Genomic DNA, 25378 nt, shown 5'->3' on the forward strand with positions numbered 1-25378 from the left:
GGCAGCTCCGATGCTGGCTGCCGCCGTGCTATGGCCGGGTCATTCAGCGATTGCTGAGGCCACGGCAAGGTGATTGGTGACATTGAACACTCCGGGAACAGAGTTCGCCTGCATATAAGCGATCTGCCGGTCCATGTCGTTCAGCACCACTCCGGTCAACTCGACATTGCCGTTGTCCACAATGATCCGAATGGGGGCTTGCGGATCGATTGCGTACTTTTGCAGGGCAGAGTTGCCGTAGATGGCACGCGCCAGACGAATGCGCAGTCCGTCGTCAAAGCGCGACACCGGAGCGACAGCAATCTCGTCCACCACATCCTTAACACCCGCCGTTGTGGCAACGATGGCAAGCGCCGAATCGCGATCCGGATAATCGCGTACATTACCCGACACCGTGACTACGCCATCGTTCACGCTCACCGCAAGGCTATTGAAGACGATACCGTAGCCGATGCGGTCATAGCGCAGCTTGTTCCCGAGGTTCTCTTGCACTTCCTTATCGGTCGTCGCAGCGCCGGCAACCGTGATATGGTTGCGAACGCCGTCGATGCCCTTGACCTTATGAACACGCTTCTCTGCGTTGACCTTGTCGATGTAGAGCGGCACGTTGCCCGAGAGCGTGACGACGCCTTGATCCACCGACGCCGTCACGCCGCGAAGATTGGACTTTTTGTCCAGTTGTTCAGCGATCTGCCGGGTGATCTTGCTGTCCTGCTGCGCCTGGCGCATGCCAGGAGTTGTCGTGGTTTGCGCGATAGCCAGAGCAGGCAGCGCCATTCCGGCCAGTAGCACGAGTGAATACAGTTTGCGGTTCATTGTTATTCTCCTTTACACCTCGACATGCAGCGTGGCTGCATCGAGTGCATGGCGGTTGATGGACGATCATCCGTTGGCTCGCTGGATCGTCTGTGTTGTTGCGTGCTGCGTTATTGCTCGCTGCCAACTCGCAGCGATTGGGTTTATGTTCTGGGCAGCGGACCAATGAAGATCTGCCGCCCGGAGTGTCTGGTTGAGGAGTTACTTGGCTTAGTCGTGAGCAGTGATCGCTAGGCCCGTACCGGATCCCTTAAGCTGAGCTGCGCCGTAGTCACCGGTGGCATCGGCTAGCTGAACGAGAGTGCCTGCCTGATTACCGATCTTGTCGACCAGCACTGCATAGTTACGGTCCATCGTCACCGGCTTCACATGACCAGCCTCATTCCGGTTGAGAATTGCGGAATTGGTGCTCGAAGCCAGCGAAGCGGCTGAAGTACGCATCTGGTCGATTGCATCCTGATTCCACTTCGGAAGATCAGGCTTGAGCTCTGCCAGCCGATCGAACGCCGGGTTGAGCTGCTCGTTGACCTGAACTGCGATACGATTCAGCTTCTGCTGGTGCGAGCGGCTTGAGATATGGCTATTCCGCTGCATCGCATCCAGATGGTCCGCCTCGGTCTGTATCTTGCGCGCCGTCGCTTCAATGTGCTTCGTGATCTGGGCAGCTTCCTTTCTGGTTTTGGTTTGCTCGCTTGTCTCCGCCACCAGAAATGTGGCAGGCAGCATCAGCGCGAGGGTGAGAGCGGCAATGGTTTTCTTTAAAGACTTGTGCATGATGTTTCTCCTTTCTGCCCCACGATCCTGTGTGGCATGCCATATCTATTGCAGCGCGTATGCCAAACTCAAATAATTGAAAATAAGATACTTAAACTTTCGATCTCGTTTGAATTCTTGAACATGCCTCCATTCTGTTCAAACTTTTGTACAAACGCATGGTGTGGCAACGATGTTTTGGGGCAAACTTTGAGGATGCTGCATGCGCGATTCGCGAAGTCTCGAGCTAAAAACAGGAGGTCGATGTGGCTGAGGTTTTGATCCCTGCCGAGATATCAGCCGCGTCTGACTTTCAGTCGTATCGCCGTCAGGAAACGATCTTTGGCGTTCTCAGCCTGTTGCTTCTGGCGCTGCTGTTTGCCGCGCAGTTTCTCTGGAAGCAATATCTCGGCAGCCCGGACGTGCAGGTGCTCGTCATCCTCAGCGCGGGCATCGGCGCAAATGGGCTGGAGCTGCTCTGGCTGCACCGCCGCGATGATCTCGATACGGCAAGCATCGCACGACTTACCTGGACAATGATCGCGATCAACCTGGCAATAGCTTTTGGTCTTGCAACCTATTCGTATAAGCCAGATGTACAGTTCTTCGCGCTGATGATTCCGCCTATCCTGCAGGCGGCTTCCCGCTTCTCATTGGCGGCGACGGTGCTTACGGTTGGCGTCAGCGATGGTCTCATCTTCTTCTGGGTGTGGAACTACTTCCGCTTACATCCCCCTATCGATCCGAATGAGTTTGTTGAAGCCGGAACCATCGCTCTCATCTTTGCCGTCATGGGTTTGCTTGCGTCAACGCTGGTGCGTCAATTGCACTCCAAACAGATGGCCTTGGCAGCCAGCATGACGGAGCTTGAGCGAACCGAGGCAAAGCTTCGCGTGGAAGAGAAACTTGCTGCCGTTGGCCGCCTCTCGAGCGCCATTGCACATGAGATTCGCAACCCTGTCGCGATGATCTCCAGTGCGCTCTCCACCGCGCAGAACTACCCCGCAGAAACCACCGAACGCCATGAGATGTATGACATTGCGACCAAAGAGTCGGCACGGCTGGAACAGTTGACTTCGGATTTCCTCGCCTATGCACGCCCTCGGCAGCCGTCGAAGACACTGCATAACGTAGCTGATTCCATCGGCTATATCGCCGATGTTGCAAAGCCGCGCGCCGCAGGCAACAACATCGCCATCATCGCGGAATGCGAAGACAATCTGCGAGCTGAAATTGATGATGGACAACTGCAGCAGGCTCTTCTCAATCTCGTCATGAATGCAGTAGAAGCATCAGAGCCGCAATCTACCGTGCTTTTGCGAGGAGAACGTAAGAACCACCAGATCCTGATCGGAATCGAGAACGGCAATGGCCCTATACCCGCAGCCACAGCAACCTGCATCTTCGAGCCTTTCTTTACCACGAAGGCCAGCGGCACCGGACTCGGGCTCTCCATCGCACGCAACATCGCCCTGGCCATCGGCGGCGATCTCGCATTGACGCGCAATGATGAGCGCATCCAATTTACGCTGTCGCTGCCCGCGAGCGAGACTTCGAAGGAGGCCGTGTGAGCAAGATTCTTATCGTTGATGACGAAGCCAATATGCGCAGGATCCTTGCATCGAATCTGGCCTTCGATCGTCACACCGTAACGCAGGCAGCTTCGGTTTCTGAAGCAGTGGGCCTGCTCGCGATCAACCGCTACGACGCCATCATCACCGACCAGAAAATGCCCGATGGCGAAGGCCTGGATGTGTTGGCCCGCGCTCATGAAGTCGATCCGACGGTGGCCGTGGTCATGCTCACCGCCTTCGCTACCGTAGAGCTTGCAGTGGAAAGCATGCGGCAAGGCGCATTCGACTTTATCACCAAGCCATTTCAGCCAGACGTGGTGCGGGCGGCAGCGCGCCGCGCCTGTGAACACACGCAACTACTGCGCGAAAACGGCCTGCTGCGCATGACCATCGATCGCCTTGAAGGCAGCGATGAGATATTCGGCAACAGCGCAGCAATGCAGGCTGTACGCGAACGCATCGCGCGAGTCGCTCCAACGCACGCCACGGTGCTGATCACAGGAGAAACCGGCACCGGCAAGGAGCTTGTCGCCCGAGCCGTGCATAAGGGCAGTAACCGCGCTCGCAATCCCTTTGTCGCTGTGAATTGTGCCGCTTTCACTGAGACACTCCTCGAAAGCGAACTGTTTGGCCATGAGAAAGGCGCATTTACGGGTGCTGACCGCATGCGGCAAGGCCTCTTCGAAGCCGCGCACGAGGGTACCTTATTCCTCGATGAAGCCGGAGAGATGTCGGCATCGACGCAGGCCAAGCTCCTGCGTGTGCTCGCCGAAGGAAAGATCTTGCGCGTAGGCTCGACAAAGCCGCGCGACGTAGATGTGCGTGTCGTCGCCGCTACACATCGCAATCTTGAAGAGCTCGTGAAACAAGGCGATTTTCGCCAGGATCTCTACTACCGCCTCGCTGTTGTTCCAATTCACCTGCCTCCACTGCGCGAGCGTACGGAAGATATTCCCGGCCTGTGTACACTCTTCTGCCGGATGGCTGCACAGGATCTCAAGGTACCTTTACGCGCCATTCGCAGAGACGCCATCGAGAAGCTGCAGCAATATGCCTTTCCCGGCAACATCCGCGAACTGCGCAACCTCATCGAACGCGCTTTGATTCTCGCTTCTGGCTCCGAGATCGGTCCGGAAGATTTTCCATTTGGACCGGAAACCAGTTCCGGAAGCAGCCAGACAGGCTCTCTGCCGGAGTGGATCGAATCGCTTCCGGAGAGTATCTCACTGCGCAAACTGCTTGAGGATGTCGAGCGGGGACTCATCGTGCGCGCTCTCAAAACCAGCGATTCTGTACAGGCAGAGGCGGCACGACGGCTAGAGCTCTCGCGCAGTGATCTCTCCTACAAGCTCACGAAATTTGAAATCAAGCCGTGAGACTGGGCGAAATTCGTAGAAACACGTTACGCGCGGCGCAAGCCTAATTTCTTCATCATTACCTGTGGCAGCGCCGACCCTAGGCGGCTTAGCGTAAAACCTGCAATCGCGAACCACGCCGCAGAACCAAGGAGCAGCTCGGCAAGATCCATCCAGCGGGTAGTGGGCACGTGCAGCCGATGAAGGCCATGCATCGCCAGCCAGATAAGACCGGCTGCTGCCACGCTCGCAACAAGGCATCGGACGAGTTCACGGTAGTCCACACTCGCCAGCGACACCATGCGTCGTCTGTGCAGCAGCACAGCTAGCGTCAACGTAAGCAGCGTTATCCCGAAGTCTGAAGCAATCGCTAACCCGGCATCGCCGTGCCAGCGATACAGTACCGCGTAAACCGGCAGCGAAACCAATGTGACGATCGTTCCCGCGATCATCGGCGTGAGCGTATTGCCCGCCGCGTAGAAAGCGCGCGCATAAATAGCCTGTGCAGACCAGAGAAAGAGTGCGATGGAGAAGATGGCGAAGTACGCAGCGGTCAACGCTGCATCCGCTGACGTGTACTTGCCGCCCCGCATGACCAGGTCCACCAGCGGCCCACTGAGCGCGATCATGCCCGAAGAAGCCAGAAGTCCAAGTGCGGCTACTCGTGAAACCGAGTTGGCAACACCAACTGCAAAATCGTAGCGGCGATTCTGTGACCAGAGATTTGCGAAAAATGGCATTGAAGCAGCGCCAGCAGCCTGCGCCAGTACAGCAATCGGCGCGCTGAAGAGTTGCTTGGCGTATGTCATCACCGAAACGCCGCCACCTGTTGCGGAAGCAAAGTGCGAAATGATCCAGTTGTCCGCCGCGACGAGCGAAACGCCCACCATGAGCGGAATCGACATGCGCACCCACTCGTGTAACCCCGAGTCCCGCCAATCCAAAATGAAGCGATAACGGGTGCCGAGACGCCATGCACCTGCCGCATTGATCAGGAATGGCCCGAACAATGCGCCCACCACCGTACCGTATGCCAGCGAAGAGACTCCGATGCGATGCGCAAGAAATAGGCCGCCAACAATTGTTCCTGCGTTATAGATAAGCGGCGTCACTGCCTGCGCATAAAACCGCTTCTGTACCAGCAAAACCGCACCGAAAACGCCGCCGGCAAAGAAACAAAGTTGCGCCGGAAGCAAGATGCGTGTCAACTCCACACAGAGCGCGGCTTTGGCGCCTTGATAACCCGGAAACATCCAGGCAATAAACCATGGTGCGACGATCTCTGCGATCACAATCGCGCTACCCAACACAAGCGCCATGGTCGAGAGGATGATGGAGAGAGAGCGCTCACCTTCCGCTTCCCTGCCCGTATCTCGATACTTTGTAAGAATCGTGACGAAGGTGATGGATGCGGCACCGCCGACAAGAAAGTACGAGATCATGTCAGGCAGTACGAAGGCAGCGTTGAGCGCATCTGCCTCCATGCCGCGGCCAAAGACCAGCGCGATGTACTTGACTCGGACCAGGCCCATGAACCGCGAGAGAATCGCTGAAACCATCAGCAAGATCGTCGCCGTATAAGCGGTATGGCTGTGGGAAGGGCGCAGCAGACGAAGAGCGCGCGCCAACCGCGAACGGGACGGCTCCGCCTCCGGCGGCAGTGCAGGCGCAGGCGTCACGGGCTGTCCCGGTCCATCATGCGGCCCGATGCCGGGCAGATAATTCTCTTGCGCGTGCTTTGCCACTCAGATGATTCTACAAAGCCCGGTGTTTGCCCGTGTGCAAATAGAAGCCCCGCCTGCTGCAACACAGACGGGACTTGATGGGGTGCCGAACGAAATCATGCTGCCGGGTTCTGGAGAATCACCGCCAGCGCATGCATTCGCGCTGCGTCAGCAGGCGTTTTTGCGCTATTTGCACTTGCTTCCAGAGAGCCAGTCATCGACTTCAGCTTTGCGACTTTGTTTGCTGCTAGATGCGACTTCTCGGCGTTGCGAATAGCCTTCTGCAGATCCGAAATCTGCGAAGCAGAAAGGGCCTGCGACCGGCTCAGTTGATCGAGATAGGCCTTGGCGACAATCAGCTTCGACGGCCACTCGATCTTCTGCTGATTCTGCACATTCTCTTCTTCGACCTGAACAGCCTTGGCGGCATCGATCTCATTCTGCGTCAGGAACTTCGTCGGCGTCAGCTCAAATACATCAATTCCGCGCGCAATCTCCGAACCATAGATGTTGCCGTTGTACCAGTACGCCGACCAGTCACCACCAAGTACCAACATCTTGGGGTCGATCGGTCCGCGATCGAAGTAGGCAATCTCAAACGGATGCTGCGGATCGGTAAAGTCCATCACCGAGATACCGCCCTGATACCACGATTGCACTTCGATATCGCGGCCCGGCACCGGAACCAGCGATCCGTTATGCGCGACGCAGTTTTCCGTGTCGCCCTGCGCGGCAGGCAGCTTGTAGTAGGACTGCAGGCTCAGCTTGTCGTCTTTCAGGTCAAAGATTGCATCGGCACCCCACTTGTTCGGATCAGTAGGGCGGCAACGCGCACCCATGCCGCCGCCCCACTCATCGGTGAAGACGACCTTGCTGCCATCATTCGAAAACGACGCCGAATGCCAGTACGAGTAATTCGGATCGTTGACTGCATCGACGCGCTTCGGATGCACAGGGTCCTTGATATCGAGCAATATGCCATTGCCCGAGCAAGCCCCCGCGGCAAGCCCGATCGCCGAATAGACCGTGATGTCATGGCATTGGTTGGTGTCCACGGGCTTCTCTTCGCCCTTGCCGTGGCTGCCGCCATTGCTCAGGCCGTTGAGCGCGCCAGTACGCGCATCGATAAACACGCGCGGGCTGGAGACGATCTTTGCCTCTTGCGGAGCAGCAAGAGGTACCTTGATAACCTCGATGCGGAAGAGCGCCGTGTTCGGATCCTTATCCGGCGCCTCGTTAGAACAACCTGCAAGCTCCTCTGGCTGACGCACAAACGATGTGCCGGAAACATAGATGTAGACGTTGTCCTTGTCGTTCGGATCGAGCACCAGCGTGTGCGTATGCGAGCCGCGGCAGGTCTGCACGGCAGCAACCTGCTTCGGATTCTTGATGTCGGAGATATCGAAGATGCGCACGCCGCGGAAGCGATCTTTCTGCGCGGCTGGAATATGGCGCTCGTGCTCGTGACCGGCCGCCGGCGGCGGCTCTGGAGGAAAGCCTTCTGAGCCACAATCAAGGCGGCCGTTGGGCATCTCAACCGACATAAAGAGAAGATTCTTGTAGACCGAAACATCGCCTTGACCTCCGGGGCACACCAGCGATGTCAGCAGCGATGGTTTTGCCGGATTGGCTATGTCATAGACATTGATGCCGTAAAAATTGCCCTGGAAGAGATGCGTTCCCTGGAAGGCAAAGTCGGAGTTCGCAAAAGCGAGCTGCGCGATCACCATCTGCATCGACTTGGACATCTTCGCCGGGTTGCCTACGCCTAGCTGGTCCAGTGTCTTTTGCACTTGCGGGTCATCTGGAGTCGTCGCAGTGATTTGGAAAGCATCTGGTTTGCGCAGAAATGCCAGATGCTTCATGCCCATGGCAGCTTCTCCGGCATCATAAAGACCCGGCTTGAGCGTGTATCGCGGATCGTTGGTATTGGAGCCAGTCATGCCCGGTGGCAGCGGAGGCGCGGGTTGCGGCGCAAACGGATCTTTTTCGGCCTCGGCCTGAGGCTTTGCAGGAGCTTTGGAATCCTGCGCCGAAGAAGAAGACTGCGCGTAACCAACGCAGATGTGGCCTGCGAATCCGAATAGCGCAATTGCAGCTAGAGAAGCGAAGAGCTTGCTGGATCGAGTCAACGTTGGTCCTCCGAAAGTTCTTTCAGCATGTTTTGCATGATCCTGATCTCCGCTTGCTGTGAATTATCCACATCCGTCGCGAAGTTGAAGATGTCGGCGTCCTGGCCTGCGCCTGCTGTACTGAAGAGATCTTTCACCATGATCAGTGCGCCATTGTGGTGCTGAATCATGCCAGTCAGAAAGAGATGATCGAATTCAGTTCCTCTGGCATTGCGCAGCGCTTCCATCTGCGCTGGCGTCAGCATTCCCGGCATCGGAGCCATCGGCTTGCCCGACATATCCATATCCGGCATCGTCATCGATGTAGGCTGCCCGCGCACTGCAAGCCATCGCTCCATCATGTGAATCTCGTCCGCCTGTGAGCGGCTGATCTTCGCGCCAAGCGCACGCACGTCCTTGTTCTGCGTATGCGACGGAATCAGCGCTGTCATCTCCACCGCCTGCGAGTGGTGCATGATCATGCCCTGCATAAATGAGATATCCGCTGCGGAGAGCGGCGGCAGACTGGGACGAGTCGTTGAAGGCAGCGTCTTGCTCGGTTCTCCGGGTGCACCTGGCTGCACCACAACCGGCGCAGACGGCTTATCGGCCTGCTGCGCATAGGCACCTGCAGTAGGCATGAGGAACGTGGTTCCCAGCCATCCGCAACGGAGAACAATCTTCGCTATTTCCAGTCTCTTACTGGCGCCCCGCAAGCTTTTAAGGAGCATTTCGTTTGTGAGTACCGACATTTTTGATGTCTCCTAAGCTAGCACGAGCGAACGTGACACGAAAGGTAATTTGCAGGCTTTTGCCAACCTTCTTCAGACGGTAGGCTGCAAAGGTTGGATTCTCATGCTGGATAGCTACCGGGCACAGGTTTTCCGCGCGGTTGCCGAGCAGGCGAGCTTTCGCCATGTCTCCGCTACGGCCTCACTCTTCGCTATTCATCAAGGATGGAATGTGCCCTATCGCCGATAACTCAACATGCAGCAACGGGAGGCCAACTCAGCGGTGTATGTTGGTGAGACGGAGCCTTTGATGAGATTCTCTGCCACCGCTGCTCAAGCGCTTCTCTTCCCTGCCCTGGTAATGATGACCATGTCCTCGCACATGCAGGCCCAGACACCGCAAGCCTCAGCCGATACTATCCATGGCCGCGATCACATTCGGCTGCCGCTGCCGCCCGAGGCCGAGAAAACACCGGTCGTCGATGACTACTTCGGAACAAAGATCACCGACGATTATCGTTGGCTTGAAGACGCCAAAAGCCCAGAGACGCGCGAGTGGCTCGATCAGGAGATTGCCTACACCGATCGTTATCTCAAGCAAGCCAAGGTGCGCCCGGAGATCGCCGACAAACTCGACTCTCTGATTCACGTAACAAGCTGGTCCACTCCGATCCAGCGTGGCGACAGCTATTTCTTTATGAAGCGCCTCTCCGACGAGGAACAGCCTTCCATCTATATGCGGCACGGATGGACGCCACCAGCCCATCCAAAAGCCAAAGAAACAAACGCAGATCTCGGTCGCGATGTTCGCCTGATTGATCCCGCCAAACTGAGCCGCGATCCCAACACGTCCGTTTCTCTGCTCAATGTGACAGAAGACGGTACCATGATGGTCTACGGCATCCGCCAGGGCGGCGCAGATGAGGAAGAGATTCACTTCCTCACCATTGCCTCGCGTAAGACTCTTGACGACACGTTACCTGCGGCCCGTTACAACAGCGTCGAGATCTCCCCAGACAAAAGCGGGGTCTACTACGCACGATTCACGCCGCATAAGGGCTCGCTGCTCTACTTCCACAAATTCAATACACGCAATTCGGAAGATGTACTCCTCTTTGGCCGCGAGTTTCGCGGCGAACCACTCGGCGAAATGGATCAGATCGGCGCACGCGTCACCGACGACGGCCGGTATCTCGTCGTGATCGTCAGCCGCGGAGTTCCTGCCAAAAGAGTCGATATCGTCTATCGCGACCTGCATCAGCCGGAGTCACCATTCAACATCCTTGTCTGGGGCATCGACTCGCGCTTCTCTGCCATGTACGCCAGCGGCGACTGGTATGTCCGCACCGATTATCAGGCTCCAAACGGAAAGATCCTCAAAGCCATGCCCGGCGGTGTTGCGCCCGAAGCGTGGACCACAATCGTTCCTGAAGGCTCTGACGTAATTGATGGCTCAAGTATTGTCGGCAACAAGTTGTTCGTCCATCGTCTCAAAGACGTGAAGTCTGAAAGCACCGTTTATACCCTCGCCGGCAAAGCCATCGGAGAGCTTCCATACGCCGGCATCGGTGATGCCTCTGGCATGAGCGGCAACAGCAAAGACCGCTATGGCTTTTACAGCTTCCAGTCGCTCATCCAGCCTCCAACGATCTATCGCTACGACACGCAAACGGGCAAGCAGGAAGTCTTTGCACAACCGAAGACACCGTTCGATACGAGTGAATATGAGCTGAAGCAGGTCTTCTACAAGTCGAAAGATGGCACGCACGTGCCTATGTTCATCGCCGGACGCAAGGGATTGAAGATAGATGGAAGTGAGCGCCTTCTGATGACGGGCTACGGCGGCTTCAACTCGAGCGAAACTCCCGCATGGAGCCCACTATGGGCGGCGTGGATGGAACAAGGCGGATGGTTTGCCCTGCCCAACCTGCGTGGCGGCGGCGAATACGGCGAAAACTGGCACAAGCAGGCGATGTTCGAAAAAAAGCAGAATGTCTTCGACGACTTCTTCGCCGCTGGTGAATACCTGATTGCGAACAAATACACTTCGCCCATGCATTTCGCGCTTAGCGGCCGCTCCAACGGTGGCTTGCTGATGGGGGCGTCGATCACGCAGCGTCCCGATCTCTTCGGAGCAATCTGGTGTGGGTTTCCACTGCTCGACATGCTGCGCTATCAGAAGTTCCTGATCGGCCGCCTCTGGACCTCGGAATATGGCTCGGCGGAAAATGAAAAGGGCTTCGATTACATCCGCAAATACTCGCCCTACCAGAACGTGAAACCAGGCACACCGTATCCGGCCATCATGTTTTTCACCGGCGATAGCGACACACGCGTCGATCCATTGCACGCACGCAAAATGGCCGCGCTGATGCAGAATCTGCAGCAGCCAGGACAACCCGATTCAGGTGCGAAAGCGAGGCCGATCCTGCTGCACTACAGTCTTAAGAGCGGCCACAGTGCCGGCGTCTCCGCGGCACAGTTGATCGACGACTACGCAGACCAACTCTCGTTCCTCTGGACCGAAACCGGCTCGAAGTAGAGCCGGTGTGCGGGTCACATCTAGCACACGTACTGAACCGGAGGTAGCTGGTTCCGCGCAGCTCACATCATTCGCGCCCCCGCGAACCTGCTCGCTGAATCTGAATTGGAATCCGTACGTAATGCGGTTCGTCTTCGGGAATCAATTGTCATGGAGATATCGGATTGTATGAAGTAAACCGTCATGGCCACGATAATCTGCGCCCATGCCCCGCAATGCCGCCATCACTCGATCGCACGACGACTCCTTCGCCGACACACTTGAAAGCGTCTACAGCCCTTCTACAGGAGTTGCTACCACGAACAGAGAGAATACAGATGCAGCCACAGATAGCCGATGGAACCAGGAGGCGCTGAGAACAGCAGTGCGCAAACTCCAGTCCCAGGCAGCTCCGAACAAAGATGCTGTCATCTCCTCCTCGCGTGCTTCTCGGCAAGGCCGGGACCAACAACCAAGTGAGGGAACTCTGAGCTACGAGAGAGCGCTGCGGTTGCTCGCACGCGTAGACCTTCATGCCTACGACGATCTGGAATTGACGCCCGCGCGTCTCCCAGCTAACCCAGATCTGCCGTACGCGCAATCCGATAAATCCAACATAAAAAATCGGCACTCCTCAAAAGCCGATTTTCGATCCAATCGAGATGAGAATAGACCTGGTTTCCAGGCTGGCAATTCACCACTCAAACGAAGCAAGTCTCAGGGCGCTGAGACGCCGTCGGCCGATCTTCCTAAGAAACCAGAGCGTGGAAATGCACGAATCAGAAAAACAACGCGCACTACCGGGCATTCGAAAAAATCGCCTCATCCACCCCGAGCAAAAGCAGTTGCAAATGAAGACTCTCTCATCAGCGAAGTATCTATTACAGTAAGCCCTCGAAAAGCTGCAACCACCTCGGCCAAAGTCAGAAAAGCTGTCCCGATCGAAGCAGAAAACCTGACAGCCATCGCAAAATCAGGCTTGACACAACAACGGCGAACGATCGTCTCTCTGCGCTTGACCGATGAAGAGATGGAACAGCTACGTCTGCGTGCAGAAGAGTCTGGAATCAACGTTTCCGCCTACGTTCGTTCCTGCGTGATGGAGGCAGAAAATCTGCGCTCCCAGGTGAGACATGTGATGGCGGAGATACGCGCTTTAGGCGCGGCATCTCTCATGCAAAGACACGCCCTTCCTTTGACTCCACAAGAGCCAGCGAGCACAAGAAAGAGTTGGCTTCAGGCTCTCAAGAGCGCTGCAACCCGTTTTGGCCTGATTCCGTTCACGCTCTTTCGGCGCACCGCATAACGATCGGTTAAGAAGACAATAAACATCCAGCATCGAGATCAGAGCAGATCACGAGACTGTGAAGCGCTCACTTCTTTGCCGATGAAATGTAGGCACCCGAGCCGGAACCATAGTAGCTGCCAGCTCCATATCCTTTACCGTAGTAGCTCCGATAGTTTCCGTAGCCGCCATAGTACGTTTCAGAGTGAGGCAAAGCATTTACAACGACACCGATCTGCTTGCCTGGGTATTTCGCGAGATCCTGACGTATACGCCGCAGCGCCCGCTTCTGCGCCACCCCAACACGTGCCACTACGAGCAGAGTGTCGCAATGGCTCGCAATGATAAGCGCATCGGTTACAAGGAGAACGGGCGGCGTATCAATCAGCACATAATCGTAGTGATCTCTCGCCCAGATGAGTAACTGCTCCAATCGTCCCTGCCCAAGCAGCTCAGACGGAAAAGGCGGAATCTCCTGTACGGGAATAACATCCAGGCCAGCAACCTCGGCAACTCTCTGAACGCAGTCTTCTTCAATAACAGAGGAATCGCTCAGATAGCGGCTCAACCCCGGCTGGTCTGATGCGGGCATCTTGAGGCGTTGCGCAATCGTCGGCTTGCGCAGGTCGGCATCGATCAGCAGCACGCGCTTCGATTGCGTCGCCAATACTACTGCAAGATTTAATGCAGTCGTCGATTTGCCCTCACCCGGACCGCAACTAGTTAGCGAAATAACGCGATGAGACTGATTCACCGGCATCAGCGTGATCGCAGTGCGCAATAATCGATATGCTTCTGTTCCCGCAGATCGTGGCGCCAGCAAAGTGACAAGCGGCAGCACTTCATCTGAGAGACGCATCGCCGCGAGGTCGTCTTTGTACTCAGGTACTGACGCGAGAACAGGAAGTCCAATCGCTTCTTCAACCTGTTCTACTGTTTGGACAGTGTCGCTATTGAGAATGATAATCCCGACAAAAACCAGACCGATCAGAAAGCCCGCAGCAGAACCCGCCATTGCGTCCGCACGCACATTGGGATAAGACTTGATTCCAGGAATCTCGGCGGCGGTGAATCGATTCAACTCCTGCGATTGCATACCAGCCTGAATCGATCCGGTGCCCATCGCAGTAAGCAGAACATTGTAAAGTGTCTGATCACTCGTATATTGCGATTTTAGAATCTCGTACCGAACTGTATCCGGAGTACGTCCCTCCGCCTCATGTTGCAATGCGCCGAGACGATCGTTGATGCTTTGCTCCGCCTTGCGGCTCCGTTCCAGATTCAACTGAGCGCTTCGCAGCACCACCTGGCGAAGGTCGTCTAAGCTCTTCTGTAAACTCGCCTCTTGCGCTTCTGCCTGCTTCAGCGGAGGATAGTTCGGCCCATAGCGATCCTTCAAAGCAGCCGTCTGCGACTGCGACTGTGCCAATTGAGTCTGCAGCGCCGAAAGCCCACTGGCTGCCGGGATATCAGATGGAGGCGCGCTATCAGGGTGATTGAGAAGATTCTGATACTCCGCTTCAGCAAGATATTCGTCAGCCTGCACTCTGACGCGCTCAGTGAGCAACTGGGTCGCTTCATCGACAAGCATGCTCGAACCTGTCGAGGGTCCTTGCGAAAGAATGCCCAGTTTGGCTTCCATCGACAGAACCTCGTTCTGCTCTCCCTGGATCTTCTGCCGCAGATCGTCCATCTGGCGCGTTAGATAGCTGGTTATGTCCTGGGTGCTTCTGTACCTTTGCGCGAAGTTCTGCTCGAAATAGACATCAACGATGGTATTTGCGACAAGGGCAGCTAACGCCGGACTCGTACTGCGGAAGCGAATCGAGAGGAGTTCGGTTTTGGGAACCTGCGTGACCTGAAGGTTTCCAAGAAACTGATGAACGAGCTGATCCCGCTGTTGAGGATCCTTCATCGGATCCAACCCACGGTAATCCAGCTTGGTGCCGAAGAGCGGGTGCTTGGTGAGATCCAGCCTTTCAATTGTCAATTCCGCGATATACGGGCTTTGGAATCCTGTAATCTCGGTCTGCATCTTAAGGGAGTACTCATCGCTCACAGCCGCGCCCGCACTACCGAGACTGATGGAATTATGTTGATCCAGATGAACAAGGGCCACGGCATCATATTCCGGAGTTTGAAAATGGGCCCAAATCCCCGCAAGCAAACCGCCGATGATCATCAAGCCTAGAAGGTATAAGCCATACTTGCGCAGAATGCGAGTAATGTCCGTGATGCGAATCGCACTCTCGGCAAATTTGTTTGTTGCATTTGTCAAATCAGTGGTCACGCATACCTCACAAGCTGGGGATCGATCGCAGCGTCTGTGACTGCTGCGTGGTCAGGGTGAAAGTAGGCGCTGAGAATAAAGCAACAACCAATCATCACCTGTGTAGCGGTCATCGTTGCAGAGCGGGTGAGATCTCCAATGTATCCGTCTGTCGCAATGAAAATTGCCAATGGCAACACATGCGGACTCGATCCGGAACGAACAATCCGAAAAGCTAAAAAGACGATCCCAAACAGGAAACCTATGCGCACCGCGATGTACAGGAGGCCGACTACAGTTCCCAACTCCATAACGTTTCGTATCGTATCCTCTTCAGAGAGTTGATACGTATAGTTATATGCATCGACACTTCCGACGTGCGCCGCATCGACGCCAACACCAATCCCAGCGCCTATCAGGCTCAACGGCGGCTCCGTCAAGAACCCGTCCAACGTCTGTTCGACTCGGCTCAGACCTTCCTGCTGATAACCCTTGCCGGTAAAACGCTCGACAATAATGTTGGCTTCATTGGGAGAAATCAAATAAGTTACGCCGGCTACTAACGGCAGCATGAGCAGAATGCCCAAGATGACGGCAATCGCGCGAACTGAACGAACCGCCACGGCGCAAATCACGCCTCCCAGAATAGCAACAGCCGCATTCGAGATAGCCAGTCTCGATGCACTTACCAGATGACAAAGATTGATCGAGACAGTGCAAACAATGAGCAACCATCGGCGCTGAATAACTCTGCGCTCCCGCGGCATGAGCCACTCGCCAAGATTCAGCGCGACGCCAATGCCCACCCAGAGCGCATAGAAAAGGACAAAGTTGAATGTTCCTGAAACCCGCGCCACATCCGCTCCGGGCACGCCAAATGCGTCTCCTTCCGTTGTGTGATTAATAAAAGCCGTCAACGGGGATTCAGCTTGTGCAATCGCCAGAACACACATCGGAATACTTGACAAAAGGTACCAGCGGACAAAATTGCGGCGATGCTTCTCGGTAAGACAGACGGGAAAGACAACTAACATTGGAAGATAGAAGAGATAATTATGTAAGCCAACCGCAAATACAAACGGATTCAATCCGGAAACAATGATCTGCAGCAGCCCCTGTAACGTAAGAATGACGCTGAGCAGGAGGATCCCAGCCAGCAGCATGCCCCGATCAAAAATGCCCTTCGAGAACGCATAGGCATAAGCCATCGCGATCGGAATGTCCTGCAAAATATATAGGATCGTTGCGTTGGGAAACATCCACTTACGAATCGCCCCGGTAAATATCACGAGCCAGAAGGTCGCAAAAAAGAGTCTTGCTAACGTGCGTGCAGGAGCGTATTCCCGGGGAATATCGAGAGTATGCTCTTCTCCGTATTGGAGCGATGTTGCCAAAATACTAATCCGATGCCTCCGCGTATCCCTAGAAGTTTGCCGTTTTGATTTGGGTGACAGCGTATAAGCTGCTCAGCGCGGTCGAAAACAGATTATTTGTCTGCTGCCGAAGGTAACTTGGGGGAATATATACAATGTCGTTCGGCTGTAAAACAGGATCAGCCACCTCGCCGTTCGACAGCTTGACTTGATCGACATTGATATCCACACGTTTCCCGTTTTCGGTCCTTAAGATATGCAAACGCGACCGTTTTGCAATTGCGGTAATTCCGCCGGCCTGTGCAAGCGCCTCAAGCAGAGTGACGTGGTCAACCAATCCATATCCCAAAAGTGCTGAGCTTTGACCAGCCGACAGCGCACCTCCTATGGGGAAAATGCCCGGATGGTTCACTTCACCACCGACGAAATAGACACCTTCATATGTGACATTGATGATGTCTCCCGGAACGATAAGAGTGTTCATGGCTGCACTGTTCGGCGAACGGGTGTCGTAGTCCACCAAGGTGGGCATTTCATCTCCACGATGAACAATTGTGAGCTTGTGGCTCGCCAGTCCGGTCAATCCCCCAACTTGGCTCAAAACATAGGAGAGTGGCGCTGGGGCTGTTATTGCCACTGAGCGGGGATTGACAACCTGCCCCTGAACCAACACGTTCAATGCCATAGAAGCAGTAACATCTACGGTCACATTAGGCTGCTTCACAATGCCCTGATCACGAAGGGCTGCAACAATAGCTTGCTGAAGTGCACCAGGGGTGAGACCCGCAGCGTGAATCTTCCCAGCATATGGGAGTATGAGCGTGCCGTCCCCCTCAAGGCGAAGTGATATGCCAGCTGCTGCCTCCGGAAAATCGTACATCCGGACCAGGACCTGATCGCCCGGTGCAAGCCCGGGCTCCGAGTATCCACTCTGCTGGGGAGCTGAAGTCTGGCCCAGCATAAAAGCTGGACACGCTAGGACTATGAATAAAATAGGTTTTGTCAGTCTCACTCGGTATTCGTCACCTGGGGCACGTGGGTGGCGCCCGCGCAAGTTTGTGGCGCGTGGATGTCGATTTGAGAACGTTCGTGCTAAGGATGCACTAGCAAAGCTGCACTCCACGACTCACTTACAAGATAACACGCGGTACTGTCTTCGATTACGAAAGATTCGCAACAATGGTCTCTTTTGGGCCATCAAATGTTTCCGAGATATTAATCCAAAGTCAAACGCTGGATTCTGATAGAGAACCGATCATCCAGAGCTTTCCAACTTATGGAAGCCCGAGCGCGGCATAAAGCGCCTCTGCGGCATTGTTGAGTGCAAAACGCCGTCGGTAGCAATCAAGAGCACAGCTTCGCATTCGTTTTAACTCTTCGGACGACATGTTCTGAAAACTCGCGATTAGACGAACTGTTCCTTCGACAGTGTCCGCCTCCACCCATCCGGCCCCGTCAGTGGCTATATCCGCAGCGATATTGACTTTGTCAGAGATCAGAGGAACCACTCCACATGCCAACGCATCAGCCACGGCGATGCCGAAGTTTTCCTGGTGCGATGGCAAAATGAATGCCTGCGATCCATAAAACGCTCCCCACTTAACCGCCCCGCGCAGCATCCCGGTCCACGTAATGCGATTTTCGATCCCCAGGCGTAACGCCCGGCTGCGCAGTTCCGCACCCCAGCCAGATTCTTCTTCCGGCCCAGCCATGACCAGATGCAGATCAGGCCTCGCCACCTGCGCAAAAGCGTCCAGCAACAAGTCACAGCCTTTCTTCTGATGGATTCGCCCCAGGAACAACAGATATTTCTTTCCCTTCAGCATGGGCCACTGATCCCAAAAGGCTTGCTTAAGAGCCTCAGGATCTCCCTCCGGCCCCATCGTTCCGTACGGAATGATCTCCCGTCGAAAATTCAGGAATGGGAATCCTTCTGCTGCTACGCGCTTTTCTTCTTCACTTGTAAAGCAAACGGCCGTGGCAGCATTGAGCGTGCGGTGTTCCTGAAAGATCCAGTAAGCCAGCTTCTTCAAATGCTTTAGCGGAAAACGGCGTTTGAAATAAGGGTCAAGCATGCCGTGTGCAAAGACAACATAGGGCTTTCGACCAGCGAAAGCATGTCGCGCTGCAACACCGTGATACTGCCAGACGCCGTTGACGATGACACCGTCAAATCGATCGCGATTCTCAATCAACCAGGAATCTAAACGAGGGCAATAAAAATAATTCGGACGAGCCGGACCACAAGCATGCACCGGACACGGCATCAGGCTTTGATACGCATCTCCGGCAGGTCCTTCCCCAGGTGCGTCTGTAGTGGCGATTTCAACTTCGTTGCCGGCACGCTGGTGGGCACGAACAAACATACGGACTGATTCGCTGGGCCCCCCAAACTCAGGATTCAATGTACGAACCACGTGTAGCAAGCGCATTCGGACTCAGTATATCGTTTGGTGCACTCTGAACCTGCGACTTAGGAAAGTACTAAAGGCATCAGGCAAGGTATTCAACGCACCAAGCTAACCGTCCCCTAGAAAGAACTTGATATTCTCAGCACGGCGATGCCCATTGATCTCGAACAATATCCTCACTAGGCGCCGCCGAAGAAACAGTTCTGTGTGATAGGCGGCGGAATTGCCGGACTGTTGCTATCCCGGCGACTCGCATAACACGGCTTCGAAGTAAATCAGCTTGAAGCCGGAGGAACAGAGCTGGAGCAGATAAGCCAGATCCTTTACGACGCCGAGATGGCGGGCACCCGTCATCTTGGGACAACTGAAGGTCGGTTTCGAACACTTGGAGGCTCCTCGACACGATGGGGTGGGCAGTTGCTGCCCTACACCGACGAGGTATTTCAACCGCCAGCAGGATTGCTTTCCGAGCGATGGCCGATCACATCAGCCGACATCGGCGGGTACTACCAGGAAATCCAGGATATCTTTGGCGTGGGTTCGTTGCCATTCACAGAAGCTCTGCTGACGGCGTTAGGGCACTCCCCATCCCCATTTTCGAGTGACATTCGCGTGCGCTATTCGAAGTGGCGCCGTTCTCGAAACGCAGGATTAGCGCAAAGCCCAAGCGACGCCAGTTCTACACCATCATGATCGTTCAGGAACGGTTGAGGCGGGTCACGCCGCGCTTCTGCGTCTGGTCAGTTCCACACGAATCAGATCGAGCTCCTCATCTGTAAACCGGCAATGATCCAGTGCGCGCACGTTGCCGGACAAGCTGGCGGATCGCATCATCGATGGCAGCACAACTGAAATACCAGTTCCGCGAAGGATCGCATTCAACAGCAATTCCGGCATCAGTTGAGGATCGTTTATATCGAACTTATCGCGCAGTTGCACAGTCACACCAGGCGCATTTCGCAACGATGCGAGCGTATCCGCCCACGTTGCAGCACCGGCAGGTCCGCCGTAAGGATGATTTGCGATCAACAGCAACCGTTGCGCCTCCGGGGTCTGCGTAGCCGCAACAAAGTCGAAACAAGCTCGATTCAACGCGAATTGAGCAAGGGTAATGGCTTTCGGCTGACGGCGAAAGGTTTCGCGAATCACTGGATGATCTCCCGAAATGCCTGCCATGCGAACTTTGCCGGACTCAACAAGCCGCCCCAGAGCGTCGAGTAAATCATCCTGATCGAGAACCGACACTGGAGCTGCATGAAAGATGAGCATATCCACGTAGTCTGTTTTTAACTCGCGCAGACTGGTCTCAAATGATTCGCGCAAGACAGCTACGGAGAACTGATTTCCCGTGCTTTCTCCGCTTGCCTGACGACGGGCGAACTGGCGCATGCCGGGAAAGACGCGAATAGCCGCCTGTGCCAGCGGCTTTACCTTTTGCTTCCACCCTCCTTTAGGAGGGAGAATTCCAAATTTGGTGCAGACTACCATCGAGGCGCGGCGGCCTCGCAGGAAGTCGCCCAGCAGCCCCTCGCTTTCCCCATAGCCATAAGAACGTGCGGTGTCAAAGAAGTTGACGCCAGCCTGCTCGGCAGAGTGAAGCGCTTTGAGTGAATCGCCACGTCCGACTCTTCCCATAAGCGGAGCACAACCAAAACCAAGCTCCGAGATTTTAGTAGCGCCTCCATTGTCAGAAACAGGGAAGTTGATGTAGCGCATGTCTCTATTTATACGATACCGATGTTGCAATTCTTCGCTGTTACAAGATGAAGACGCTCGAATGCAGACTGAGAAAAAGGAATGAGCCTGCTCCTTTTTACGAAGCAGGCTCAGCGGTAATCCATAGATACAGATAAGAGACTTCCGACTCGGCCCTGACGCGTTTTGAGACCTGTTGATAAGTTCGCTCTTCGCGAAACTTCCAGATTCTTAGAGCGCCCAGACCGGTGCGTTGCCCAGAATCGCGGCGCCGGAGAAAGCAATCGGACCGTCCCACTCGGGAACCAGGAATCCTTTGACCGGGTGCACATGCGGTCCGTCACCGGCATGGTGATGATGACGGAGAGTTGCTTCAATCTCGCGCATCGCTTCGTTGCGCTCATTGCGGGTCTGGCGCTCCCAGAACATCACAAATCCTTGTCCACATACACTGCAACGGGTTTCAACGGCGGTTTCTGAACTCTTCAACAGAACTTGCATTGGGCTCTCTCCTCAACGTCTTTGCCGGTATCTCCCGGCCACACTCTGAAAGTAGCCCGGTGAGCGAAATTGCAACATTCCCCGAGCGGGTCCAAACCACATGTCTTCAGCGTCACCTGACTGTTACCATCTGGGTTGGCATGCATACCACCCCTGGGTCATTCATTCGGCTTTAACTTGCCGAATACATGAAGAATGTGAACTGAGGCTGAATAGCGTTTCTTCTGTCGTTTTTTGCGTCTGACAGCATGCATCTGCTGCCGTACCAACTACGATGCAGGTTCCGCTGTGGGAATTGCCTCGACCGTACCGCATTTCGAGGCGCCAGTAACCTGCCGCGAAAACAGGTATGCTGAAAGGTTGGCGCCCTCCTGATAAGGCCCCTTCTAAATTCACACCAATGTCAACTGCCATGAGTACGATCGTTGTCCACCTGCCCGACGGAGCCATCCGCGAAGTGCCCGCCGGGACCACGCCGCTAGAGATTGCCAACTCCATTTCGCCTCGCCTCGCTGCAGCCTCGGTAGTTGCGCGCATCACGCCGCTGACTACCGCATCGGATACAACCGCTGGCGATACGGCCGAGAAAGACAGCGACGCCGTAATGTACGGCACAGAAGACCCGAATGCCCCGCGTCTTGTGGATCTCAGTACGCCATTGACCGAAGACGTGAAGCTTGCGCTGATCCGCGAAAACGACCCGGAAGCCCTCAAGGTCGTGCGGCACTCAGCGGCGCATGTCATGGCGACGGCGGTTCTTGAGCTGTTTCCGGAAACCAAGCTTGGCCACGGTCCGGCAACGGATCAAGGCTTTTTCTACGACTTCTATCGCGAAAAGCCCTTTACGCCGGAAGACCTCGAGGCCATCCAGAAGAAAATGGCGGAAGTGATCGCGCGTGACGACAAGTTCGTGCGCGAATATGAGCCTCGCGAAGAAGCGCTCGCTGAATTTGAACGCGAAGGCGAGTTCATGAAGGCCCACTTCGTTACGAAATTCACGCACCCCGGCGACAACGTCTCTTTCTATCGCAACGGTGGGTTCATCGACTTCTGCCGCGGCCCTCATGTGCCATCCACTGGCCGCGTAAAGGCCGTAAAAGTCACCAATCTCGCCGGTGCCTACTGGCTCGGCGATGAAAAAAATCCACAGCTCCAGCGCATCTACGGCACCGCCTTCTTTTCACAGAAAGAGATGGATGAGCACTTCGCGCGACTCGAAGAGGCAGCTCGCCGCGATCATCGCGTGATCGGCAAACAGCTCGACCTCTTTAGCATTCAGGAAGTTGCCGGCGCAGGCCTCATCTTCTGGCATCCCAAGGGCGGCATCATCCGCAAGATCATGGAAGACTGGATGCGCGAAGAGTGCCTCCGGCGCGGCTATTCGCTCGTCTTCACCCCGCACGTAATGCGGCGCGAGCTCTGGAAGATCAGCGGCCACGAAGGCTTCTACTCCGGCAACATGTACACGCCGATGGAGCTGGACGACGCCGAATACCGCCTCAAGCCCATGAACTGCCCAGGGCACATCCTGATCTATAAGAATTCGCCGAAGAGCTATCGCGATCTGCCCGTGCGGCTAGCAGAACTCGGCAATGTTTACCGGTACGAGCGGTCCGGCACCATGCACGGCCTGCTCCGCGTGCGCGGCTTTACTCAGGACGATGCCCACATCTTCTGTACCCCCGGCCAAATCGAAGATGAAGTCGTAGCGTGCATCGAATTCGCCGAAACAGTCCTCAAGACCTTTGGCTTTGCAGAATTCAAAGTTGAGCTCTCAACTTGGGACGAGAAAGACCGCGCCCATTATGCGGGCTCCGATGAGAACTGGAAGCTCGCCGTCGACAGTCTGGAGCGCGCCCTCAGCCGCAAGAACATTCCATATAAAACCATCCCCGGCGAAGCGGCCTTCTACGGCCCAAAGATCGATGTCAAACTCGTCGATGTACTCGGTCGTCTCTGGCAGCTTTCCACCGTGCAATTTGATTTCAATCTGCCTGCCCGCTTCGAGCTCGAATACGTCGGCGAAGACGGCGAACGCCACCAGCCAGTCATGGTCCACCGCGCCCTCTTTGGCTCAGTGGAGCGCTTCTTCGGCGTTCTGATTGAGCACTATGCAGGAGCATTCCCGCTTTGGCTCGCGCCGGTCCAGGTTGGCCTCGTGCCCATCAGCGAGCGGCACCACGCGTACGCCCAAAAAGTGAAGGAAGAGCTGGAAGCCGCAGGCCTGCGCGTAGAGGTCGACAACCGCAACGAGAAAATGAACGCCAAGATCCGCGATTTCGCCAACCAGAAGACGCCATACATCCTCGTCATGGGCGACAAGGAAGCCGAAGCGCACGCCGTAAGCGTTCGTACCCGTGGCAAAGGTGACCAAGGCTCTGTGCCTGTTACCGACTTCGCAGCAACTTGTAACAAATTGGTGATGGAACGATCTACAGGACTCTGAGACACTGCTATCTCAGAGTTCATCCATTCGAGGGAATCATGGTCAACACAAAGAAACTGACTGGTTGGCGGGCAAGCCTGGCAAGGATTGTCTGGCTGCCGTTTTCTCTCGTCTGGGGAGCAGTCGTCCTTGGCGGCATGTGGGCTCTTGAGTTCGTCTTCCGTCGTAAACGGCAGCTAAGGCGCGAAGAGGGCATGCTCTGGGGAATCCTGAGTGTTTCCTACTGGATTTTGGCGGTTGTATTTACTGGAAAGCCAGCCACGTCCAAGACGGAGATCCACTCTGCAAAAGCATAACCAGCGTATCGAAGCTGTTTCGCTGCAAATCCCTGCTTGGCTACAAGTCCATCTGAACTTTCAGGCAGTCTCCGGTTAGATACCCATCCCGAATTCCGAGTTCGCCGGGGTTGCCGCATGGGAGTAGAAGTCGTACGGCGTACGATGGTTGAACCGGTACCAGTTACGCAACTCGCGGCCAACGTATAGACCAATAGCCGCCACGCCAAAGCCCAGCGAAACCCATCCGATTGCGCGCAGTGTGTTGGTGGTGGTGGATGCGTTTGCCCCTTGGACTTCGTTCTCCTGCATGAAAGGCCCCTCTCCTGACGCCATCATAGCGCAATTCGTCTTAATTCCGCGCGCGGGGCAGTTGATAACCCGTGCCGAATCAGTTTCACATTCCTAAGACGGGCAAAAGCGCAAACCGTTTCAATCGAAAGCTCTAACCTTTGCAACCCACGTCTGTTTCTGCTCCTCCGGAAGAAAACTAGCCTCGAACGATTGCTCAGCAAGCTGCTTCAACTCCTCGCGGTTGAAGCCATGCTCGTGCGCCATCAACCGATACTCGTTCTCAATCGTGGATCCGAAAAAAGCCGGATCATCGGAGTTCAACGTCACCATCAGGCCGGCGTCAAAGTAGGCCCGGACCGGATGATCCGTCAGCGCCGTACATACGCCGGTCCGGCAATTCGAGCTCGGATTCAGCTCCAGCGGAATCCGCCGTCGCTTCAGCTCTTCCATCAGCGCCCCATCGCGAATCGCCGACAGTGCATGTCCCAGCCTCTCCGAACCAATCGAAAGCGCTTCCCAGATCGCTTCCGGTCCCGTCGTCTCGCCAGCATGATTCGTCAACCGCAATCCAGCCCTAGTAGCCTCGGAATACAGCTCTCGGAAAGGCTCCGAAGCCGCCACCCTCTCATCGCCTCCCAGACCGATCCCGATGATGGATGGGTACTGCCCTCGCATCTCGGCTGCCATCCGAAAAACGCGCCTCGCCTCCTCCACAGAAAAATGCCGTACCGCATCGAAGATCCAGTACAGCGTCAGCCCAAGCTCCCGCTCGCCGCGCTCACGAGCGCGCTCCAGGCCAGCAAAGATCTTCTGAAAGAGCAGCGGATCGGCAGCATCCTCTTCCTTCCGCCAGTAATAAATCACCCCAACGGAGATATAGACCTCCGCGTGCCGAACGCCCTGCGCAGCCAGCTTCTCGATCATCCGCCACGCAGCCAGCTCATACTCCGCTGGCCCGCGCAGCCGCGCGGTCACCGCCTTAAACGCCAGCAGAAATCCCGAGAAATCCTTGTACTCATAAAGCGCCTCAGCCTCGGCAAGTGTAATCGGCCGCGCGCCAGAAGCCGCGTCAACACACTCGCTCAACTCCACGAGCGTCGCCGGCTCGATCGTGCCTTCAAGGTGAAGATGCAGTTCAGCCTTTGGCAAACCGCGAATGAAATCATCCAGCGGCTTTTCACCCAGAGTATCCATGTCCGGAGTCGCCACAACATTCTCCAATCGTCATATCGAGATATCTCGAT

The 25378-nt window shown here is 55.5% G+C and carries 21 protein-coding genes; 7 read left to right on the plus strand and 14 right to left on the minus strand.

Annotated elements, in window-relative coordinates:
- Window positions 1-39: 39 nt before the first annotated feature.
- A complete protein-coding gene (locus OHL22_RS05700; RefSeq protein ID WP_263334185.1) occupies window positions 40-816 on the minus strand; it encodes a BON domain-containing protein in 777 nt (258 codons plus the stop codon).
- Window positions 817-1026: 210 nt separating this feature from the next.
- Window positions 1027-1590, minus strand: coding sequence for a hypothetical protein (locus OHL22_RS05705; protein ID WP_263334187.1), 564 nt, complete (start codon window positions 1588-1590; stop codon window positions 1027-1029).
- A gap of 245 nt (window positions 1591-1835) precedes the next feature.
- On the opposite strand from OHL22_RS05705, the gene OHL22_RS05710 reads away from it, so the two are divergent.
- Window positions 1836-3140: a sensor histidine kinase gene (locus OHL22_RS05710; protein ID WP_263334190.1), complete on the plus strand. Its 1305-nt coding sequence runs from the start codon at window positions 1836-1838 to the stop codon at window positions 3138-3140.
- Window positions 3137-4519, plus strand: coding sequence for a sigma-54-dependent transcriptional regulator (locus tag OHL22_RS05715; RefSeq protein WP_263334192.1), 1383 nt, complete (start codon window positions 3137-3139; stop codon window positions 4517-4519). Before OHL22_RS05710 ends, OHL22_RS05715 begins: the two co-directional genes overlap by 4 nt.
- A 26-nt stretch (window positions 4520-4545) precedes the next feature.
- Here the strand turns inward: OHL22_RS05715 and murJ are convergent, their stop codons facing one another.
- The 4 genes from murJ to OHL22_RS05735 all read right to left on the minus strand — a co-directional run bounded on the left by murJ (window position 4546) and on the right by OHL22_RS05735 (window position 9251).
- On the minus strand, window positions 4546-6243 hold the full coding sequence (gene murJ / locus OHL22_RS05720) for a murein biosynthesis integral membrane protein MurJ (protein ID WP_263334195.1): 1698 nt from the start codon (window positions 6241-6243) through the stop codon (window positions 4546-4548).
- Between the two features lie 95 nt (window positions 6244-6338).
- Window positions 6339-8354 carry an LVIVD repeat-containing protein gene (locus OHL22_RS05725; RefSeq protein WP_263334197.1) on the minus strand — a complete coding sequence of 672 codons (2016 nt, stop codon included), beginning with the start codon at window positions 8352-8354 and terminating at the stop codon, window positions 6339-6341.
- Entirely contained in the window at window positions 8351-8974 is a 624-nt protein-coding gene (locus tag OHL22_RS05730) for a DUF305 domain-containing protein (protein ID WP_263334200.1), read from the minus strand. Before OHL22_RS05730 ends, OHL22_RS05725 begins: the two co-directional genes overlap by 4 nt.
- Before the next feature lie 79 nt (window positions 8975-9053).
- A complete protein-coding gene (locus OHL22_RS05735) occupies window positions 9054-9251 on the minus strand; it encodes a hypothetical protein (protein ID WP_263334202.1) in 198 nt (65 codons plus the stop codon).
- A gap of 123 nt (window positions 9252-9374) precedes the next feature.
- Between OHL22_RS05735 and OHL22_RS05740 the strand changes: the two genes are divergently transcribed.
- Together OHL22_RS05740 and OHL22_RS24980 are read left to right on the plus strand one after the other, a co-directional pair.
- Window positions 9375-11606, plus strand: coding sequence for a prolyl oligopeptidase family serine peptidase (locus OHL22_RS05740; RefSeq protein WP_263334204.1), 2232 nt, complete (start codon window positions 9375-9377; stop codon window positions 11604-11606).
- A gap of 205 nt (window positions 11607-11811) precedes the next feature.
- Entirely contained in the window at window positions 11812-12891 is a 1080-nt protein-coding gene (locus OHL22_RS24980) for a plasmid mobilization protein (RefSeq protein WP_377819020.1), read from the plus strand.
- Window positions 12892-12958: 67 nt separating this feature from the next.
- On the opposite strand, the gene OHL22_RS05745 is transcribed toward OHL22_RS24980, so the two are convergent.
- From OHL22_RS05745 to OHL22_RS05760, 4 genes are all read right to left on the minus strand, one after another.
- Complete coding sequence (locus OHL22_RS05745) at window positions 12959-15160, minus strand: GumC family protein (protein WP_263334206.1); 2202 nt, start codon at window positions 15158-15160, stop codon at window positions 12959-12961.
- Entirely contained in the window at window positions 15157-16533 is a 1377-nt protein-coding gene (locus OHL22_RS05750; protein WP_263334209.1) for a hypothetical protein, read from the minus strand. The genes OHL22_RS05745 and OHL22_RS05750 overlap by 4 nt, the downstream gene beginning before the upstream one ends.
- A gap of 28 nt (window positions 16534-16561) precedes the next feature.
- On the minus strand, window positions 16562-17473 hold the full coding sequence (locus OHL22_RS05755; RefSeq protein WP_263334211.1) for a polysaccharide biosynthesis/export family protein: 912 nt from the start codon (window positions 17471-17473) through the stop codon (window positions 16562-16564).
- 313 nt (window positions 17474-17786) lie between these two features.
- Entirely contained in the window at window positions 17787-18944 is a 1158-nt protein-coding gene (locus OHL22_RS05760; protein ID WP_263334213.1) for a glycosyltransferase, read from the minus strand.
- A gap of 315 nt (window positions 18945-19259) precedes the next feature.
- Between OHL22_RS05760 and OHL22_RS05765 the strand changes: the two genes are divergently transcribed.
- Window positions 19260-19616 (plus strand): hypothetical protein, encoded by a 357-nt coding sequence (locus OHL22_RS05765; protein ID WP_263334215.1) that lies wholly within the window; start codon window positions 19260-19262, stop codon window positions 19614-19616.
- Between the two features lie 24 nt (window positions 19617-19640).
- Here OHL22_RS05765 and OHL22_RS05770 read toward each other — a convergent pair whose 3' ends face one another.
- Window positions 19641-20639: an aldo/keto reductase gene (locus OHL22_RS05770; protein ID WP_263334217.1), complete on the minus strand. Its 999-nt coding sequence runs from the start codon at window positions 20637-20639 to the stop codon at window positions 19641-19643.
- A 210-nt stretch (window positions 20640-20849) separates the two neighbouring features.
- On the minus strand, window positions 20850-21119 hold the full coding sequence (locus OHL22_RS05775; RefSeq protein ID WP_263334218.1) for a hypothetical protein: 270 nt from the start codon (window positions 21117-21119) through the stop codon (window positions 20850-20852).
- A 412-nt stretch (window positions 21120-21531) separates the two neighbouring features.
- Between OHL22_RS05775 and thrS the strand changes: the two genes are divergently transcribed.
- The gene (gene thrS, locus OHL22_RS05780) at window positions 21532-23565 is read left to right on the plus strand and encodes a threonine--tRNA ligase (RefSeq protein WP_263334219.1); all 2034 of its coding nucleotides are present in this window, start codon (window positions 21532-21534) and stop codon (window positions 23563-23565) included.
- Between the two features lie 38 nt (window positions 23566-23603).
- Window positions 23604-23861 (plus strand): hypothetical protein, encoded by a 258-nt coding sequence (locus OHL22_RS05785; protein WP_263334221.1) that lies wholly within the window; start codon window positions 23604-23606, stop codon window positions 23859-23861.
- A 75-nt stretch (window positions 23862-23936) separates the two neighbouring features.
- On the opposite strand, the gene OHL22_RS05790 is transcribed toward OHL22_RS05785, so the two are convergent.
- Both OHL22_RS05790 and add read right to left on the minus strand, forming a co-directional pair.
- Window positions 23937-24152: a hypothetical protein gene (locus OHL22_RS05790; RefSeq protein ID WP_263334223.1), complete on the minus strand. Its 216-nt coding sequence runs from the start codon at window positions 24150-24152 to the stop codon at window positions 23937-23939.
- Window positions 24153-24272: 120 nt separating this feature from the next.
- The gene (gene add, locus OHL22_RS05795) at window positions 24273-25343 is read right to left on the minus strand and encodes an adenosine deaminase (protein WP_263334225.1); all 1071 of its coding nucleotides are present in this window, start codon (window positions 25341-25343) and stop codon (window positions 24273-24275) included.
- Window positions 25344-25378 lie beyond the last annotated feature (35 nt).

The sequence above is a fragment of the Acidicapsa dinghuensis genome (genome assembly GCF_025685685.1).
In the GTDB taxonomy this organism is placed as follows: Bacteria; Acidobacteriota; Terriglobia; order Terriglobales; family Acidobacteriaceae; genus Acidicapsa; species Acidicapsa dinghuensis.

Bases quoted from the DNA above. Each gene is read 5' to 3' on its own strand.
- OHL22_RS05700 (WP_263334185.1), bottom strand. From the start codon at position 816: ATGAACCGCAAACTGTATTCACTCGTGCTACTGGCCGGAATGGCGCTG.
- OHL22_RS05705 (WP_263334187.1), bottom strand. From the start codon at position 1,590: ATGCACAAGTCTTTAAAGAAAACCATTGCCGCTCTCACCCTCGCGCTG.
- OHL22_RS05730 (WP_263334200.1), bottom strand. From the start codon at position 8,974: ATGCCTACTGCAGGTGCCTATGCGCAGCAGGCCGATAAGCCGTCTGCG.
- OHL22_RS05735 (WP_263334202.1), bottom strand. From the start codon at position 9,251: ATGGCGAAAGCTCGCCTGCTCGGCAACCGCGCGGAAAACCTGTGCCCG.
- OHL22_RS05740 (WP_263334204.1), top strand. From the start codon at position 9,375: ATGAGATTCTCTGCCACCGCTGCTCAAGCGCTTCTCTTCCCTGCCCTG.
- OHL22_RS24980 (WP_377819020.1), top strand. From the start codon at position 11,812: ATGCCCCGCAATGCCGCCATCACTCGATCGCACGACGACTCCTTCGCC.
- OHL22_RS05755 (WP_263334211.1), bottom strand. From the start codon at position 17,473: ATGCTGGGCCAGACTTCAGCTCCCCAGCAGAGTGGATACTCGGAGCCC.
- OHL22_RS05760 (WP_263334213.1), bottom strand. From the start codon at position 18,944: ATGCGCTTGCTACACGTGGTTCGTACATTGAATCCTGAGTTTGGGGGG.
- OHL22_RS05765 (WP_263334215.1), top strand. From the start codon at position 19,260: ATGGCGGGCACCCGTCATCTTGGGACAACTGAAGGTCGGTTTCGAACA.
- OHL22_RS05770 (WP_263334217.1), bottom strand. From the start codon at position 20,639: ATGCGCTACATCAACTTCCCTGTTTCTGACAATGGAGGCGCTACTAAA.
- OHL22_RS05775 (WP_263334218.1), bottom strand. From the start codon at position 21,119: ATGCAAGTTCTGTTGAAGAGTTCAGAAACCGCCGTTGAAACCCGTTGC.
- thrS (WP_263334219.1), top strand. From the start codon at position 21,532: ATGAGTACGATCGTTGTCCACCTGCCCGACGGAGCCATCCGCGAAGTG.
- OHL22_RS05785 (WP_263334221.1), top strand. From the start codon at position 23,604: ATGGTCAACACAAAGAAACTGACTGGTTGGCGGGCAAGCCTGGCAAGG.
- OHL22_RS05790 (WP_263334223.1), bottom strand. From the start codon at position 24,152: ATGCAGGAGAACGAAGTCCAAGGGGCAAACGCATCCACCACCACCAAC.